General features: G+C 59.6%; 18 protein-coding genes. 7 read left to right on the top strand and 11 right to left on the bottom strand.

The features are described from left to right. The 5 genes from BUC08_RS20585 to BUC08_RS20565 form a co-directional block, all read right to left on the bottom strand. Positions 1–2,063: VirB4 family type IV secretion/conjugal transfer ATPase (locus BUC08_RS20585; RefSeq protein ID WP_073194450.1), on the bottom strand; the 2,063-nt coding region annotated here is incomplete at its 3' end. Beyond that, positions 2,053–2,331, bottom strand: coding sequence for a VirB3 family type IV secretion system protein (locus BUC08_RS20580; protein ID WP_037930626.1), 279 nt, complete (start codon positions 2,329–2,331; stop codon positions 2,053–2,055). The genes BUC08_RS20580 and BUC08_RS20585, both read right to left, overlap by 11 nt. Beyond that, positions 2,324–2,644, bottom strand: coding sequence for a TrbC/VirB2 family protein (locus BUC08_RS20575; RefSeq protein WP_051694659.1), 321 nt, complete (start codon positions 2,642–2,644; stop codon positions 2,324–2,326). The genes BUC08_RS20580 and BUC08_RS20575 overlap by 8 nt, the downstream gene beginning before the upstream one ends. A gap of 71 nt (positions 2,645–2,715) precedes the next feature. Continuing rightward, positions 2,716–3,336 (bottom strand): lytic transglycosylase domain-containing protein, encoded by a 621-nt coding sequence (locus BUC08_RS20570; protein WP_037930629.1) that lies wholly within the window; start codon positions 3,334–3,336, stop codon positions 2,716–2,718. Positions 3,337–3,379: 43 nt separating this feature from the next. Beyond that, complete coding sequence (locus BUC08_RS20565; RefSeq protein WP_037930632.1) at positions 3,380–3,733, bottom strand: hypothetical protein; 354 nt, start codon at positions 3,731–3,733, stop codon at positions 3,380–3,382. A 225-nt stretch (positions 3,734–3,958) separates the two neighbouring features. On the opposite strand from BUC08_RS20565, the gene BUC08_RS25045 reads away from it, so the two are divergent. Next, complete coding sequence (locus BUC08_RS25045) at positions 3,959–4,198, top strand: hypothetical protein (protein ID WP_073194457.1); 240 nt, start codon at positions 3,959–3,961, stop codon at positions 4,196–4,198. A gap of 110 nt (positions 4,199–4,308) precedes the next feature. Here the strand turns inward: BUC08_RS25045 and BUC08_RS20555 are convergent, their stop codons facing one another. Continuing rightward, the gene (locus BUC08_RS20555) at positions 4,309–5,328 is read right to left on the bottom strand and encodes an alpha/beta hydrolase family protein (protein WP_037930636.1); all 1,020 of its coding nucleotides are present in this window, start codon (positions 5,326–5,328) and stop codon (positions 4,309–4,311) included. A gap of 12 nt (positions 5,329–5,340) precedes the next feature. Further along, positions 5,341–7,032, bottom strand: a complete 1,692-nt coding sequence (locus tag BUC08_RS20550; protein WP_200796224.1) for an RcgA family putative transporter — start codon at positions 7,030–7,032, stop codon at positions 5,341–5,343. Between the two features lie 139 nt (positions 7,033–7,171). Here BUC08_RS20550 and BUC08_RS20545 point away from each other — a divergent pair, with 139 nt between their 5' ends. Further along, the gene (locus BUC08_RS20545) at positions 7,172–7,453 is read left to right on the top strand and encodes a hypothetical protein (RefSeq protein WP_143186801.1); all 282 of its coding nucleotides are present in this window, start codon (positions 7,172–7,174) and stop codon (positions 7,451–7,453) included. A gap of 96 nt (positions 7,454–7,549) precedes the next feature. Continuing rightward, positions 7,550–8,284, top strand: a complete 735-nt coding sequence (locus BUC08_RS20540) for a hypothetical protein (RefSeq protein ID WP_073194447.1) — start codon at positions 7,550–7,552, stop codon at positions 8,282–8,284. A gap of 393 nt (positions 8,285–8,677) precedes the next feature. Here BUC08_RS20540 and BUC08_RS20535 read toward each other — a convergent pair whose 3' ends face one another. Then, complete coding sequence (locus BUC08_RS20535; RefSeq protein WP_037930645.1) at positions 8,678–10,075, bottom strand: phosphomannomutase; 1,398 nt, start codon at positions 10,073–10,075, stop codon at positions 8,678–8,680. A 171-nt stretch (positions 10,076–10,246) separates the two neighbouring features. Between BUC08_RS20535 and BUC08_RS20530 the strand changes: the two genes are divergently transcribed. The 3 genes from BUC08_RS20530 to fcl all read left to right on the top strand — a co-directional run bounded on the left by BUC08_RS20530 (position 10,247) and on the right by fcl (position 12,667). Further along, positions 10,247–11,185, top strand: coding sequence for a DUF2793 domain-containing protein (locus BUC08_RS20530; RefSeq protein WP_051694650.1), 939 nt, complete (start codon positions 10,247–10,249; stop codon positions 11,183–11,185). A 9-nt stretch (positions 11,186–11,194) separates the two neighbouring features. Continuing rightward, positions 11,195–11,599, top strand: coding sequence for a hypothetical protein (locus BUC08_RS20525; RefSeq protein WP_051694651.1), 405 nt, complete (start codon positions 11,195–11,197; stop codon positions 11,597–11,599). A 105-nt stretch (positions 11,600–11,704) separates the two neighbouring features. After that, the gene (gene fcl / locus BUC08_RS20520) at positions 11,705–12,667 is read left to right on the top strand and encodes a GDP-L-fucose synthase (protein WP_282707214.1); all 963 of its coding nucleotides are present in this window, start codon (positions 11,705–11,707) and stop codon (positions 12,665–12,667) included. 93 nt (positions 12,668–12,760) lie between these two features. On the opposite strand, the gene BUC08_RS20515 is transcribed toward fcl, so the two are convergent. Next, positions 12,761–13,435 (bottom strand): sulfotransferase family protein, encoded by a 675-nt coding sequence (locus tag BUC08_RS20515; RefSeq protein WP_037930646.1) that lies wholly within the window; start codon positions 13,433–13,435, stop codon positions 12,761–12,763. A gap of 176 nt (positions 13,436–13,611) precedes the next feature. Between BUC08_RS20515 and BUC08_RS20510 the strand changes: the two genes are divergently transcribed. Further along, on the top strand, positions 13,612–14,388 hold the full coding sequence (locus BUC08_RS20510; protein WP_028957921.1) for a sulfotransferase domain-containing protein: 777 nt from the start codon (positions 13,612–13,614) through the stop codon (positions 14,386–14,388). Positions 14,389–14,463: 75 nt separating this feature from the next. Here BUC08_RS20510 and BUC08_RS20505 read toward each other — a convergent pair whose 3' ends face one another. Both BUC08_RS20505 and BUC08_RS20500 read right to left on the bottom strand, forming a co-directional pair. Then, entirely contained in the window at positions 14,464–16,023 is a 1,560-nt protein-coding gene (locus tag BUC08_RS20505; RefSeq protein ID WP_037930647.1) for a glycosyltransferase, read from the bottom strand. Beyond that, entirely contained in the window at positions 16,023–17,222 is a 1,200-nt protein-coding gene (locus tag BUC08_RS20500; RefSeq protein WP_037930648.1) for a glycosyltransferase family protein, read from the bottom strand. The genes BUC08_RS20505 and BUC08_RS20500 overlap by 1 nt, the downstream gene beginning before the upstream one ends. Between the last annotated feature and the right edge of the window lie 97 nt (positions 17,223–17,319).

Below are 17,319 nucleotides of genomic sequence, written 5' to 3'. Positions count from 1 at the left end.
CTCGCGTATTGCGTCATCATCACCGCGACCGTGTTCTGCTTGCGCGCGGTCACCAGCCAGTTTGACAGCCGCTCGGCGAAATACGCGTTGTCGAGGGCCTTCCAGGCCTCGTCGATCACGATGATGGTGGGGCGGCGGTCCTCGATTTCGCGCTCGACCCGTCGGAAGAGATAGGAGAGGACAGCCATCCGTTCCTTGTCGGCCTCGCTGTCGAGAATGCCGGTCAGATCGAAGCCCACAACATCGCCTTTGAGCGAGAACGTGTCCTCGAGGCTCTGGCCGAAGATCCAGCCATAGCGGCCGTCTTCGGTCCACTCGAGCAGGCGCTGGTGCAGATCGCCGCCATCATCGGTGGACACAAAAAGCGATGCGAAATCCCGCCAGTTCCGCAGGGCCGGATTGGAGGCCTGCGCATTCTGGCGCACAACTTCCTGAATCCGGTTGGTTTGTGCCGGGGTCAGGGGCTTGTCAGCGCGGTAAAGAAGCGTGGCAAGCCAGTCCGAGAGCCAGGCGGTGCCGCGCGCATCGGTCTCGGTCCAGAGTGGGTTGAGGCCCGTGGGCTGGCCTGCGTTCAGAGAGGCGTAGCGCCCGCCATTGGCGCGGACTGCCATCTCCATGCCAAGACGGTAATCGAAGACGAAGATCCGCGCCCCTGCGCGACGGGCTTGCGTCATCAGGAAGGCCGAGAGCACCGATTTGCCCGACCCGGGCCGTCCCATGATCAGGGTATGGCCGCTTGTCGGTTCTTTGTCCGGGCTGCCCTGCTCGTGATAGGAAAACCGGTAGGCGCTCTGCTCCGGCGTGGGCAAATAGGTGACGACCCGGCCCCAGGGCGTTTGCGCTGCGGGTTTGCCGAGCTGTGTCCGGTGGAAGGCCGCGAAATCCGCGAAGTTGCGATTGGTGACAGCACTGGCGCGGACGCGCTTTGGCTGGTTGCCGGGGTGCTGGCTGAGATAATGTGCCTTGGCCGCGACCCGCTCGCCGATCATCTTCACGCCTTCGGTCGCGGCGGCATTCACGATCTCGGCGCTGAGGGTTTGCAGCTCTTCGAGCGTGTCGCAAAAGAGCGTCACGACCATGTGATGCTCGCCGAAGCTTTGGCGCTTGGCCTCGAGATCATCGGCGGCGATGTCGAGGGCTTCCAGGAGCGAGAGGGCTGCGTCCTGGCTCGCCTGCATCTGGCGCTTTTGCCGCTTGATGCGGCCCGCCATGAGGTTCGAATTGATCGGCGTGAAGGAGTGCGTCACGATCATGTCGACCGGTAGGTTCAGCATGTCAAACATGGTGCAGGAGGTGGCCTCGGAGTATTCCCCGATGGTGAAACTCTTGCCGTAGCGATGCCCCACCACGCCTTCGGAGAGCTCGAAATGGTCTCCGTGAAACGTCACGCGGGTATTGGCGACGTTGAAGGACAAAAAGCCGTAGGTGTTTGCCGGGTAGAGCGGCAGCTCGGTTCCTGTGTTGAACGCGCCCAGAAACCCCACCAACTCTCCCGATCCGGCTGACAGCAGGCGCGGCTTGAGCTCGGTAAGCCCCGAGAGGAAGACGTTCACGGCCTCACCGAGGCGCTGCAGGCGTTTGCGCGTCTCCTCCTTCAGTCGGTCCGGCGCGCTGCGGCTCAGGAACGGCAGGAGGCTTTTGGCGGGCGGGCGGTGAATGACAGTGAGCGTCAGCGTCTTGTCGCGGAGCCCGCTGGTCTCGAGTTTTGCGCGCCAGCGCCGGTCAACCTCGCCTGCGAAGCTGTCCTCACGGATCGGGTCGAGATCCGGTGTGATCGCCTTGGAGACCTTGTGGACGTAATAGCTGAATTCTGGCCCAAGCTGCGCAATGATGCGGGCAAAAAGCGCTGTCACCTTGTCGAGATAGGCATCATCGGTCGTGTAGCTGTTGATCCCCTCGAGCCGAATGCACCGGAAGAGCTCGTTTACCCGGGTGCGTACCGTCTGGTCGTCGACGAGGCTCACATAGGGCAGCATATGCGCGAGGCGGGTCTCGCGCGCATACCAGTCTGGCGTCATCGTGCGGGCATCGAGCGCAGCATCACGGGCGTCATCACGGGGCATAGCTGTCCCCGCCATGGATGGACCTGTTGCGCGTGGGTGGCGTCTCCTGCAGCGCCGTCATTATCACGTCGATGAAACGCGGGTCCCAATCCGCGGCCTTCCACAGCACCGGATAGAGCAGGGCGGCGACACCTAGCACCGCGATGTGCTGGACCCAGACGAACAAGAGCACCGATCCGAAGAGCCAGACCATCGCGTACATGATGGGCAGGCCCAGAAGCTTCGACGGGCGCACGAGTCCAAGAAAGAGAGGCGCGCGCTCAGCCACCGGCAAAGACCGCGGCAACGATGGTGGGGGCAGCCGCGACACCAGCGATGCCCACGAGGACCCAGAGCGCCTGGCGCAGATCGATGATGTTGAAGAACCAGCTGAGAAAGACCCCGAGAACGGCCAGCGTCGCGATGACAACGCCAAGTGGGCCGGTCAGCGCATCGACGATGCCCTGTAACAGGCTCTGGATCGGGGAGAGATCAATGCTCTGGGCGAGGGCGGGCTCAGCAATCAGCAAGAATAGCGCCAGCGAGGCGACAAAGAGGTCTGAAGCCCAACTTGGTTGGAAAAAGCGGTATCGCCAATGCACTGCCGCACTGCGCGCTCTCGTGACATTGCCGATAATTGATTTGAGGAGTGATTTCCAAAAAGGTTGGGACATCATGAATTTGATCCTTCCAATCGGGCCACGACAGCCATGACGCGAGCCACGTGGTTCTGGGTTTCTCGGTAAGGGGGAATGCCGTCGTGTTGGCGCACGGCGTCCGGACCCGCGTTGTAGGCCGCCAGCGCCAGATGCGGATCGCCGAAGCTTTCCAGCATCATCGCGAGGTAACGGGCAGAGCCGTCGAGGTTCTGTTGGGGGTCACGCGGGTCAACGCCGAGATCACGGGCAGTGGCGGGCATCAGCTGGCCAAGGCCAATGGCGCCCGCGTGTGAGACCGCATCCTGCCTGTAGGCGCTTTCCACCTCGATATTGGCCCGGTAGAGAGCCAGCCAATTCGTGACGGACAGTCCCGCGCGGCGCAGGCCGGGATGGCCGGCATAGCGCAGGGCCGTTGCCTCGATGCCCAAGAGAACGTCTGCGTGGGGCAAGGCTGCTGGCTGGGCGAGTGCTGCAAACCTCAGCGCGTCAGGTTTGAGTGCTGCTTCAGTCTCGCCAAGGATGGCCAAACCATCGGACGCTGATCCCTGACCAACGCCGTCGCTGTAGTTCCGGGCAAAACCGCTCTGTGACCGGGATGGGGTCAGAGAGCCGTCGCTCTCCATGACAAGGACCATTTGCGCTGAGGCGGGTGTTGTGACCAGCCAGAGACAGATAAGGTTAGTTGACAGCGCCCTTGTCTGACGGCGCAAGTTTATGCGTGCGGCTTGTCCCCGCTTCAAGCGGCAGGTCGACATGCGCAAAGCCAAGGCCAATGAAGAAAGACACCACGCCGGAGATCGTCTTGAACTCGCGGATCTTGATATCGTTGTAGGTCGTCCGCGTGCGGGCGGTGACGAGGAACTTTTCCACCCCGTCGTCAGAGACCACACGCATGATCCAGACCCCGTAATAGCTGGGTCCTTTTTTGTGTGCCGACTCCTGGCACAGAATTTCTGCGCTATAGCCGCTTTCCACGAGCTCGCGGAACCTGGCTTCCGTAACCACATTTGGTGCTTCGATGTCCCAGTTCATGGCCCGGCTCACGCTTTCTTCACAAAGACGTATGCATAGGCTTCGTTGCTTGAAGTCTATTCATGCGATAGTATATTTATGAACGCAATAGTATATCTTTACTGTCGCGGCAGTATTTTGGTTGAACCTTTTTAGCCACGGGTGATGACATCGTTCAAGGAGATATGGGGTTTGGGTAATCTACCGTCGCGTATTGCCGCTGGTGCACGGACTCTGATTTTGTTCATGTGTCTCGCGCACGGTGCCGTTGCCGAGACCTGTCTGGCACCACAACGACCGTTCGTACCGGGCGATTTCCGAGCCGCGCGAGAATACGCAAACATCATACGAAGTGATTTTGAAGGTTACGTTCAGGATATCCAAAGGCATTTCCGTTGCCTGGATCAGGAACGGTCACGGGCATTTGAGGAGGCGAGGGAGGTCAGCGAGGAATATGGGCGATTTCTGGGACTGCTGGACGAGTGAACTTTGCTATGAGGCTTTGCTCCTTGACCGGCCTCCGATTAGCAGGGTTTTTGAGATTGTCTTTGAGTGCCCTGAAGTGTCGTCTGCTGGTGGTCAGGAAAGCCGCCAGCCTAACGCATCGGTTTGAAGTTATGGCTAAGAAGACGTTGCAAGTTCAAACCAGCAAAGACAAGGTTGGGCGGCATCGCGAGCGAATAATGACCACAGTTCAATTCCACTACATCTGGCCTGGCCCCGGCATTTTTTAGTTGTCCTACAAACCGCTTTGATAACTGAGGCAACACAACGGTGTCTCTATTTGCCAATACAATTTGAAGCGCGAGATCATGCCGTGCCAGTCCTTTCTTGTAGTTCTCGAGGTTAAGTGGACCCCAAGCCCTATTGAGGTCGCCCAAAGTTATCGCGGGCGCGAGGCTCTCACTAATCGCCCGCGTTGCGCGTCCTGACCAAACCATATCTGCGAGACTCCCCGCAGTCAGAAACAGTGCTGCCTTCAACACCCTTGCGTCATGAGCTGCGACCAATCCTGCCACCCAAGACCCTAGACTCATGCCTAGAAGTGAAATCTCTTCATAGCCTTCGCGCTTTAACCAGCTGATCAACAGTTTCGCATCCAATACGGCTTGTCTAACCGATTGGATTGTTCGACCAAGATTTGGACTGAGCATGTAATCCGCATACGACGATCCCAAACGGCTCCTCTCAAAATGATAAGGCAAGGCCATCTCGACAACCGTGATGCCGCGCCGCGCAAAGTAACGTGCCAACTGGTGATTGGGTTTGTCGGCGTTCCAATGATGAAAAACCACGAGCACTTGGCTCGTAGAGCCGCCCTCGGTTATTTTCGCGTAGGCAGTGTTGTTTTCTTCGGATCCAGTCGAAATCCCCGATCGGAACCTGATCGAACCGCCTTCTTTTTTGAAGCCACTAGCAAGTAATTCAGGTGCTTCGAAAAAAGCAGGGTCTTCGATAGCTTGGTTAGCAAGTGCGCAAAAGTCTTGGATACTTGTTGCTGACTTTGCCTCGGGAAACGCAAGTTCTGTACCCAGAGAGAAATTTGTAACGCGTTTGACTGCGTCGCCGCGTTGCGCTCGTTTTTCATCCCAACGATCAAGCCAAGAGTGATACATATAAGCTTCCTCCTAGCACCCGCGACGGCTCCTAAGTGCCGGGTCAACCAGGCTGTAAATTGCAAGCAGCAAGACAATCGTCAGCAAACCCGAAAAACCTTGGAAAACACCGATGAGCAGATAGCTCGCTGTAAGCAGACTCATGACTGCTGTCGGTCTAGCCCACGACAGCGTGTCGTATGATTTACAGCTAAAATTCTGGTGATTTGGCTGCTCCTTGTCGACGGAAACTGCAGCGGTGTTCCCTACAAGGGTCGTATGTATTCGAGCAGTACCGTACAGGAATACAGCCCAGGTCGCTATGACTACAAGCAAGCTGCTATAATTTGTTGGCATGCTATAGTTCAATCTGTCGGCGACTCCGCCATGCGTCCCGATGATCGAAAGAAAATCGTTGATCAACCAACTTACGATCGTCCGCTCGCCCGAAAGCATAAAGGTGCTTTGCAGTTTCATGCATATAGCGATCAATAGCCCTAAGACCGCGCTGCGAAAAATCCCTCTCATGATCTTGCGGCCGATTTCATGTATATCGCAATGGCTGGCGCGGTTCGACCAATCCGTAGTCTGGCGTGCCAATTCGCAAAAATCATATGCCAGGGTGCAAAGCAGGATGAGGCCTGCGAAGAAAAGAAAGAAGCACAGTCCCATATATAAGTATGCGAGTCCGGTGAACACAATCGCTTCGGCCACCGAAATGATGTCGGGGCGTACGATCGCCAAGCGAGCCCATTCCACGGCATAGTTCCCAAGATCGCCTGTCAGCAGCGGGCCCAAACATCGGTCGATCCATTGTAAAAGCCCCGCAACAGGCAAGCACATGAGAAAAATCGCCCAATAAGAAGGCGAAAATGAATTAATCCTGATCGCCCAATTTTTCCTACTCTCTTCCTTCCCTTGTGTGCCGAGCTTTAAGCGTCCGGTCTGCTCCCAGAAGACCAGCAGATCAACTACGAACAATAAATACAGCGGTAAAGCCAAAAGAAAGAGGAGTGTCCAATTTGGTGCCCAAAGGAAGCCAACCTGCCGAACCGACCTACCTGTTGGGCTATAATTTACGCTGTGAACATCCATAATAAATGCCAGAAATCCGAGACCAACTGCACCTGCAAAGACCATAATAGGTAGGTTCAAGTGATTCCTTTGGCTAAATAGTGCTGCTGATCTCGTTGCCAGACCCAGTCCATGCCGCGGCCTAGAGACCTCCTCGTCCTGTGCCGTTGCTCCTGATATCTCTGGCGTGCGATCTAAGCTAGGAAGTTGTATTTGGGCAGGGGATGCACGGTCATCGTTTTTCGGTGTCCTACGCTTGTTTCGCCTCTTTGCAATTAATAGCGACTGCGCGGCACTTAACTCCGCTTGCCATTCGCTGGCTGCCTGTGGGTCACCACATCCGAAAATCCGCGCAAGCCACCAAATGTTGGTCGTGCTGATGCCTTTATTATTGTCTTGAAACCAAAGCTGTACCGTCCGCAGATCTATCCCCGAGCGGTTTGCCTCGATTTGAGCAATCGCGTCTGCAAGGAGCTCAGGCGTCCATGGGCCCGCTGGGAAACCCTCTTTGTCAACAGGTCGGCCCGCACCTGTTGCGGCAAGCCGGCTGAACAACTGTTTCAAATCACCATGGCTTCCTTGTGGGGGGACAAAAAACTTACCATTCTTAATCAAGGGCTTGCGGAATCCTTCTTCGTTTGGCTTCGTCACGCTTCGTCTCGGAACGTGCAACTGCCTTCTACAAATATACAACCACAGAGGGAAGTTAAAACAGCCTTGGCGGAGCCGGACTTTGAGTTGGCAAGCTGTGCGCAATTTCATTTCCCCGAACGGAAGAAGGAAAATGCACGTGACAACTATAAATGGGCGCGACTGCGAGCCTGAGTGGCCCGCAACTCGACACACTAACGAAGCCAGGCCAATCGCCAAGCTACTGCAGCAGGATGGCAAGAGCGTAGTCGGTTGGGTCTATCTCTGGGAATCCAAAGTTCTATCAATCCTTTGGATCAGTGAAGACCAACGTGCCTATTTTATTGATCCCCTGCTGACGGCAGAGATGCTTCCTGCAGCGGCTAAAACAATGGGCAAAAGGACGATCGAGTTCTTGGAAACCTTGCCGTCAATTGAATGAACCCTGGTTCGGTGTCTGCGATCAAACAACTGGATATTTGCGAGTCTGACCCAGTAGGGCGAAGTCGGCTATCCATAAAGCATTAAGGAAAATGTAATGGTACACGCACTGAAAGCAGCAGTTTTCTCGCTGATTTTCGCGGTGGCTTTGTCGCTCATTGGGGTGCCGACTCGCGCTCAAGCCCAATCGTATGCTATCGATTGCGCAATTCTTTTGTGCTTGTCGGGCGGATGGCCTGCTTCGGAACCTTGCATGCGCGCCCGCGCAGAATTTATGCGACGCATAACACCTTGGCCGATTGAGCCCCCGCTACAGATCTGGCGTTGTCCTATGGGAGCCTCCCACGTTCCAAAGCGCGGCCGGACAGATCCTAGTTTTCTCGTCGAAGCCCTTTTCGATGAAGGGCCAACCGTACTGCCACAGTCGTTTGCTATGCCGGGAGAAGTTATTGAACTGCGACCTCGCGAACTTTCGAACGGGGTGACCCAAAGAAACCTTGCACCTCTTGAGGCGCAAAACCGGGTGGACGTTGATATCAGTGGTCCGTCATTTGATTTTGTCCGATCCATTCGCGTCTTTAATGTAGCATATGCCACTCAATCGATCGCAGGTCGTAGCGGCGACTGTGTCCGAACAGCAAAGATCTTCGTTGGGACGTACGATTTCCAAGGGCGTTTTTCTTGGGCACCAACGGTCTCGTCAGCGCTTCCCAAGGTTCATTCGGGACTTGAACTTTGGGGGTTGGACTGTCCCAACGTATATCATCGTTCAGTTTTTGTGGATTGGTATGATTACCAAGGTAACTACGGCAATGAACAAGTAAACTATTGAAAGATTCATGCGTGTCTGGGAAACTGAATCAGTAGCGCGAGCAGGCATCAGAAAGTGTGACTACCCGAAAAATCATAATCGCCCACATTCGGCTGCTCGCGACAAACCAACCGCTGTAATCTACTGGCAGCGGCATGCACGCCGACGCAGCGGGATGCGGACAAGAGTTTGTTCCTGACGCAGCTTGAGAGTGCGGCGGCGCGGGTGGATGTTGGTTCTGAACTATCAAGCCATCGTCGCCTTTTGGGACGAGATGGTGCCGGTTCGCAAAGGACGCAAATGTGCGAGATACTGCGGCGCAGCCGGGACCGTTTGCGCGAGAACCCCAAGGTTAGAGACACATCGGCTCGTCCGGAGCATGGTCAGCATCCGGTCGGGCCAAGCGCATGTGCATCACCCCAGGCGGTTGCGCAGCGCACCCAGATGGGTGTGCAGCAGGTCCTGTGCCGCCTGCGGGGTGGCGGCCTCGGTGTAGCAGCGGAATTCGGGGGCGTTGCCCGAGGGGCGCAGATGCACCACCGCGCCGCCTTCAAATGTCACGCGCAGCCCGTCGGTGTGGTCTGTGTCTTGTTCGGCCGGCATGCTGTCGAAAAAGGCGGCGCGCGCGGCGGCGTCTTGTTTCAACTGCGCAAGGAAAGGCCCCGAGCGATCCTGTTCGATGCCTTGCAGCCGGTCGGCGGCGGTGAAACAGGGCGGCAGGGCCGCGGCAGCTTCTGCGATGGACTGTCCGGCGGCGCGGGCGGCGGCCAGCGGTGCCAGCACCGGCAGCAGGCAATCGCGGGTCATCAGAGGCGCCAGCGGACCGGCGGGTGCCTCGGCGGCAAAGCCCAGCAGGAACCCGCCGTTGGCCTCGTAGCCTGCGACGCGGGTGTCTGCGTTTTCGTCCAGCAGGTCCTCCATCGCGGCAATCACGAAGGGCGAACCGATGCGGGTGCGCTTGATGGTGGCAAAGCACGCCATCTGCCCGATCATCGAATTGGACGACACCGGCGTGCACAACACATCCGCCCCCAGAGCGCGCGCCGTGAGCGGGCCCAGCACGTCACCGGGCACGATTGCGCCCGAGGCATCGGCCAGCATCGGGCGATCGGCGTCGCCGTCGGTGGATATCAGCGCGTCCAACTCGTGTTCGGCGCACCAAGCGGCCAGCTGGCTGCGGGTTTCGGGGTCGACCGCTTCGGTGTCGACGGGGATGAACGTGTCAGACCAGGCCAGCGGGACGGGCGTACCGCCGCAGCCCTGCACGACGGCGACCATGATGTCGCGGGCCACGGAACTGTGCTGGTAGACGCCGATGCGCATGCCCGCGAGCGCCTGATCACCGAACGCGGCGGTGTAGCGGGCCACATAATCGGCGGCACAGGTGGGGTGGTCTTCAAGCTTGCCCTGGCGTTCGGGCAGGGAGGGCAGGGCGTCGAGGGCGGCCAGAATCTGGGTTTCGTCCTCTTTCGACACTTCGCCCGAGGGCACGTAGAATTTCAGCCCGTTGCGGTCGGCGGGGATGTGGCTGCCGGTGATCATCACGGCGCCGCAGCCCGCGTTCATCGCCGCCAGCGCCAGTGCGGGTGTCGGCACGGTGCCGCAGCGCACAGCGGTCAGGCCGCAGTCCTGCACGGTCTGCAGAACCACCTCGGCGATGGCGGGTGACGAGGGGCGCAGGTCCCAGCCCACGTGCACGGCAGACCCCTGGGGGCAGGCGGCGACAAAGGCCCGCACGTAAGAGGCGACAAGATCGGGGGTCAGCTCGGTGACAAGGCCGCGCAGGCCGCTGGTGCCGAATTTGGGGGGCATGGGATAGGTCCTTATCAGGCGATAATCAGGTGGCCCCAACCTAGGCCGTGGGGCCGGGGCATGCCACCCACCGTACGCTGTGTTTCATAATTTTTTAACTCTGCCCCCTAGTTTGCCGAGCTGATCCGCCGCCCGTCGGCGGTGCCCCGCTTGTTGTCCTGGAGGTCTGCCATGCCCGACACTGTCTCTGCCGTTCTGTCCCTTCCCTATATCCAGCCGAACCAGGCGCAAAAGCACGTGACCCATAACACCGCACTGCGGGTTCTGGACGGTATCACCCAGTTGGCGGTGATCCCCCGCGATCTGGACAGCCCGCCCGTTGCGGAGGTGGGCGCGCGTTATATCGTGGGGGCAGGGGCCTCGGGCGATTGGGTCGGACAGGCGGGGGCCGTGGCCATCCGCGAGGAGGGCGGCTGGAGCTTTGTCGCGCCGCTGCCGGGCTGGCTGGCCTTTTTCACCGGTGAAGGCGTGGCGGTGGTTTATGACGCGATGCTGGGCTGGGACACGCTGACCGGCGGCCCTGATCTCGAGGCCGAAACGCTGGGGCTGAACACCTCTGCCGATGCCTCCAACCGGCTGGCGGTGGCCGCCGGTGCGACCCTGCTGACCCATGACGGCACGGGCCACCAGCTGAAGATCAACAAGGCCACGGACACCGACACCGCCAGCCTGGTGTTCCAGTCGGGGTTCACCGGCCACGCGGAAATGGGGCTGGCGGGCAGCGCCGATTTTTCGGTCAAGGTCAGCGCCGACGGCAGCACCTGGGCCGAAGCCTTGCGTGTCGATGCCGCGACAGCCGTGCCGCATATACCCCAGGGGCTGCTGGTCAACGGCACGATTTCGGGCACGGCGGTGCAATCGGGGGTGCATGACACCACGGCCGGGCGGTTGATGGGCACCGGTGCCTTTGGACTGGGCCAAAGCGGGCCGACCAGCACGGTGACACTGGCCACGGCGATGGCGTCGGGGTTCTTCAACTTTCCCGGCACCGATCCCGACAGCCCCGGCGGCACGGGCGGCGTGGTGATCGTGGCGCGTTATTCCAGCCAGTGGATCAACCAGTTGGTTTTTGCCGCCAACCAGACATTCATGTGGTTGCGGTGGACCTAGGACAGTGGCTTGACCTGGTCGGAGTGGTCGCCGGTCTTTACCACGGCCAATCTGGTGGGGACGGTCAGCGAGGACGCGGGCACCCCGACGGGGGCGGTGATCGAACGCGGCAGCACCGCGACGGGCGATTACGTGCGCTTTGCCGATGGCACCCAGATTTGCACGCGCACTGAAACGCTGGCGGTGGTCACCATGCCGCTGGGGGCGCTGCACCGCGACGCGACACTGGCCGACTGGAGCTTTCCCGCAGCCTTTGCCGCGCCGCCGGTGGTGGCGGTTTCATGCACATCGCCAGAGCTGTGGGCCGATGCCGGAGCGGTGACGGCGACAGCGGCGGCGCGCGTGGTTTGTGCAACGCAAGTGACCGCTGGCGATCACATTTTGCACGCACAGGCGACAGGGCGCTGGTTCTGAAGGCAAGGGGGCGCGCATGGGCTTTCTTCCCCCTGTCCATTGATGGACAAAGTGACAGGCGCTGGCTAAACACGACCTCGGAACTGGAATTTCGAGGGTAGTGTAGTGGCGGGATCTCTGACGGCAGGCGTGTCCGAAAAGCTTAAAGGCAAACGCATCTGGGTGGCGGGCCACAATGGCATGGTTGGCAGTGCCATCGTGCGCAGGTTGGCGCGCGAAGACTGCGAAGTGCTGACCGTGGGCCGCGACGGCTGCGACCTGATGAATCGGGCCGAGGTCGAGGATTGGATGGGCGCCAACAAGCCCGACATGGTGATCGATGCCGCCGCCAAGGTAGGCGGCATCCTTGCCAATGACACCTATCCGGTGGATTTCCTGTACAATAACATGGACATCCAGAACAACATCATCACCACCGCCCACACGGTCGGCGTGGAAAAGCTGGTGTTTCTGGGATCGTCCTGCATCTATCCCAAGCTGGCGCCGCAGCCGATCACCGAGGACAGCCTGCTGACCGGACCGCTGGAGCCGACCAACGAATGGTACGCGGTTGCAAAGATCGCCGGGATCAAGCTGTGCCAGGCCTATATGCGCCAGTATGGCTCGCGTTTTGTCTCGGCGATGCCGACCAACCTGTACGGCCCCTATGACAACTTTGACTTGCAATCCAGTCATGTGATTCCCGCGCTGATGCGCAAGGCACACCGCGCCAAGAAGGCAGGCGAAAGTGGCATGGAGATCTGGGGTACGGGCACGCCGCTGCGCGAGTTCCTGCATGTGGACGACCTGGCCGATGCCACCGTGTTTGTGCTGGCCGAATACGAGGATTTCGAACACATCAACATCGGCTCGGGCACCGATCAGTCGATTGCCGATGTGGCCCGTATGGTGATGGATGTGGTCGGCCTGGAAGGCGAATTGCGCCACGACCGGACCAAGCCCGACGGCACCCCGCGCAAGCTGATGAGCGCGGCGAAGTTGCAGGCTTTGGGCTGGACGCCGACCATCGAGCTGAAAGAGGGTCTGGCGCAGACCTATCAGTGGTTCCTGGAAAACGTCGAAAACTGAGCTGCGGCGCGCCGCCAAATCCGAAGCCGTAAAAAAAACGCCGCCCTCTATTTGGGCGGCGTTTTGCTTGTCTGCCTGCGAAACGGGCGAAACTCAGCCTTTCCAGCTGCTCCGGTCATAGTCCAGCATAGCAAAATCCGGGCCGAACGCCTTGGCGACGACCTGGGCTGTTTCCTTGTTATAGTAGCGCGTGAACGGTTGATCGCGGTGGCTGCGCGAGGCGGATTTATAGGTGCCGAGCGCGCCGTTTTCCAAATCCAGATCGGCGCACAGCTGTTCCAGATCGTCGTCCAGGTGTTCGTAGCGCACAAAGCGGTCCACCACTTTTTGCCCACGGATCGTATAGGCCTGACGGTCGACGGGGAGTTCGGGGCGGACCAGCAGCCAGTGCGAGAATACTTCGACGGTCTTGTCGAAATCCAGCTCTGCCAGCTCGGCGCGCAGGTTGGGCGCACAGTGCATCCAGAACCACGAAACCACTTTGTCATATGGATTTCTGACCACGCAGAACTTGTGATAGCTGTCCCAGATTTCGGCGTCGATGTGCTTTTTGATGGCGGCTGCCGTCATGTGATTTCTGAACTTGCCGCCGCCCGAACCCTTGCCGCGCGCGCCGACGATTCCGTATTCGGTCACGCTTTGCGCGGTGTGGTGTTCCGCGGCGGTGCCGGGGGGGCGGCAATAGGGTTCAAGAAAGACTTCGACCGAGGTGCCCGCGGTCTTGAGAGTCTTGGTATAGATGAATTTATGGGCGTGACTGACGAGCATCGGGAAAGGCCTTGTGCATATAAAATCCTCATTCGTGTCCTAGCATCAAAGCCGGGGGGGGTGAATAGGCCGCCGCCGCACCGATTGGGACTGTTTTGCCCGTAGATTTTTGCTAAGACATTGCTGAATTTCAAATGCTGCGGCTGTGGGCCGTTGCCCAAAGGATAGGTTACGTCATGACAGACCAAAGCGCCAAAATAGAGATCGAGGTTCCGCCCAGTGATTACGCCGGGCCGAGCATTATTTTCTGGACCCTGCACAAGGCAGGCAGCCGGTATTTCTATTCGGTCATCAAGAAACTGGCACGCAGCGCCGGTGCGCCGATGCTGAACATCGCGGCCGAATATTTCCAGGCGGGCGAAAAGGTTGAACTGACGCCCGAGGCGATCACCTATCTGCAACCCACCGGCTATGCCTATGGTCCCTTCCGCCAGCCGAACGAGGCCGAGGCGATCCCGGATTATGACGCCTACAAGCGGTTCCTTGTGGTGCGCGATCCGCGCGACATCCTGACGTCGTTCTATTTCTCGGCACGGTTCAGCCACCGCAAGCCGGGGCAGGGCGCCGATGAAGAGCGCGAAGAAGCCACCGATATGCCGCCGATCGAGGAATATGTGCTGAAGCAGGGCCGCAAGATGCTGCCGCGCTGGCAGGCTTATGCCGACATGATCCGCAAGGACCCCGAGCTGCGCCTGTTCAAATACGAGTTCATCATCGACAATTTTGAAGAGTGGATGAACCAGGTGATCGACCACACCGGCCTGCCGGCAAAGCCTGCCATGGTCCAGGCGCTGGCCCAGGCCCACGTGGCCGACGTTCAGGAAGAAGAGGTGACCAAGCACCGCCGCCAGATCCGTCCCGGAGATCACAAGCGCAAGCTGGAGCAGGCCACCATCGACGAGCTGAACGAGCTGTATGGCGATATCATCGAGCTGTTCGGCTACGAAAAGTAAACCTGTCCCATCGGACAGACCAAAGGCCCGCCATCACTGGCGGGCCTTTTGCGTTTTCGGGTCCCTGTGCGCGGCTCAGCCGGTCTGGACGTTCAGCGATTTGACCGCAAAGCTCAGCGAGCGGGGGTCGTGGGAGTGGGGGGCCGGGACCTTGTCAATCGACAGGGTGAACTTCAGCCCGTCCGATGCACTGGCGCGCAGCGGTTTCGCCAAGGGCAGGTGAATGCGCGCAAAGGTTTCCTTCAGCTCCACGGGGGCAGAGGTGATCACGGTGTCGCCCAGCCTGACCGTCAGCTTGCACGGCTCCAGCGCACGCGCCATCAGCGTCACGCCGGTCACCGCCACGTCACGGGTCAGCGGCAGGGTCATGTCGGCCTCCTGGGCCACGGCCCAGCGGTGGGTGGCCTCGATGACCGACCAGCCGGAGCCGGTCAGCGGACGGCTGTTGCCCTCGCCCATGAAGACGTGAATGTCGGTCTGGTCGGCGGGGGCGTTCTTGGGGGCCTGGTCCGCTTCGGTTTCGAAGTCACGCCAGGACGCCATCAGCTGGCGGGTCTCCGAAAAGCGGTTCAGCGCGTCCTCGTAGGGGTCACGTCCCTGTTGATAAGCGGCCATGATCCGGTCGATATTGGCCGACAGACCCGCATGTTTCACCATCTGCGCGGCAGGGGTGGTGCGGATGAATTCCAGCATCGCGGGGTGGCTTTGGACCCATGCCTTGTGGCCACGTTCGATGGTCAGCTGCGCATTGGCCGAGATCGCGCGCACCTTATCCATCTGGTCTCGCAGGTTGATGCTCTGCACACCTTGGGAAAACAGGATGCCGTTGGTCCAGTTGTGGATGTATTCGTTATGCGTCGGCAGGTCGTGGGCAATCACCACCATACCGCGGGCCATCGCTTCGAGAAAGGCATGGCCGATGCCTTCGGCGTGGCGCGGCGCGATAAAGACGTTGGCATTGTCCATCACGGCGGCGAAGTCGGACTGTTTTTCAAACCACGACGAATGGGTCACCGGATAGTCGAACCCTTCCAGATCGGCCTCGTTGAACACTGACCCGTCGTCGGCGGGGGTGTGCACATGCAGATGGCCCAGCTGGTCGCCCATCATGCGGCGCACCATCGGAAGGTTGATCCCCGACTTCGGCAACCGCTGCCAGAAGAAGCCCCGCAGCGTGTCCATATCGGTGACCGGTTTCACCGATGCGGGGTCGGTGAAATAGCGCACCAGCATGCTGTCACATCCCAGTGACAGCGCCCGCCCGTGCAGCGTGGTCGAGAAGTTCAGATAGCGCGCCTGGCGGTTCATCTGCCAGTGGGTGTCCGGCAGACCGGCCGAGCCATCATACATCTGCACGACGATCACCTTCTTACCTGCCGCAATGAACAGGGGCGTCAGGAAATCCATCTGCCCGATCACGACATATTCGCTGTCGTCGATCAGCTGCGCCGCATCGACGGGCAGGGAGGGGTCGACATATTTGGTTTCAACATCAAAACCCTGTTCAAAAATCCGCACCAGAAAGTCGAACGAACGGGTCTTGCGGTGGAACACATGGTCGACGAACAGCAGCCGGGGCTTGGTGTTGCGGGGTTTGGAGCCGAGAACGGGTGTGATTTTTTTCTTGGAAAACATTATGCCGCCTCCGCCTTGATCCAGGCCCTGCACGAGCGGTCCACGTCTTCCAGGTAATAGCGTCGCGCCAGTGCTGCCTGTTCACGGATCATTTCGGGGGATTTCTGGGCGAACATCACTATGGCGTCGGCGAAATCATCCTCGGTTCCACAGGTGGCGCCCGCATTGTACAGCCGCGCCTGATCGGCAAAACCTGTGCCCGCCTGGCAGATCGCCAGCCGTCCGAACATCAGCGCCTCCATCAGCATGGCCGAACCACGGTTGGCATAGACGTCCTGGGCGTAGGGCATCAGCGCCACGTGGCTGTCGCGGAACGAGCGGACAATTTCCTTATAGGGCACCTGGCCCGGCAGGATTTCGGCATTGGGCAGCGAATAGAGCCAGCGCATGTAATCTGTGTGCGCGGCAAAGGTCGCATCCGGCGGTCCTTGGATGATGAATCGCACCTGTGACGGGTCAAGCCGTGTCAACACGCTTTCGATGATCGGTTTCAGGCGGAAGAAACCCTTGTCGGGGCGGGCCGAGCCGCCGGACAGAAAGGTGATCGGTCCATCCTGCGGGATGTCCAGCGGGTCGATGCCCGGCGCGAAATAGGGCACGATGTGCACCGGCTGTCCCAGCCTTTGGCGCAGCACGTTGCCAAAGGTCGGCGTCTCGGCGCAGATCGACAGTGGCAGACGCGCGTTCAACAGCCCTTTGAGCCGGTCGATCACCAGCGTGAAGGCATCCGGGTTGGTCATGTTCAGCGCGGTCATTTCCATCACCGCGATCATCCGCACCAGCAGCGCGGGACATTGGTGCGGGTGCAGCCCGCCCACCACATTGGCCAGCGACAGGGCGCTGTAGTGGTCGATCGACGGATACAGCAGCGTGTCCTCGGGGCCGATGTCATAGGCCGTCATGAACCGCGAGAATTCCACCGTCGCCGCGGCCTCGGGGCTGAGCCGCTGGCCGGGCACGTGCATCAGCTCCAGAGGGGCCGGTGCGCGGTCGATCTTCAGCACGTAGTCGTAGTGGAAATCGAAAAAGCGGATCACGCCATCATCGCTGCCGTCGGCGGGGCGGGGCAGGTGTTGCGAGGCGACCATGTGGACCTCGTCGAAGTGATGCGATGCGAGATCGGCGAAATACTTGAGAGCATTCAGGCTGTGGCCATATTCCATGGCACAGACCGGGTCGATTATGAAAACGCGGGCCAAGGGTCGTCCTTAAAGTCTGGTGCGGGGCAGATGCTGCATTTTCAGGCAACACCGGTCACGCGTCGTGTTCAAATGACACCCCTGGCGGGATGCGGTG

This window comes from Pseudosulfitobacter pseudonitzschiae, assembly GCF_900129395.1.
GTDB lineage: Bacteria > Pseudomonadota > Alphaproteobacteria > Rhodobacterales > Rhodobacteraceae > Pseudosulfitobacter > Pseudosulfitobacter pseudonitzschiae.
Note: the sequence above shows the minus strand (reverse complement) of the source record. Positions and strands in the feature narration are given on the sequence as shown.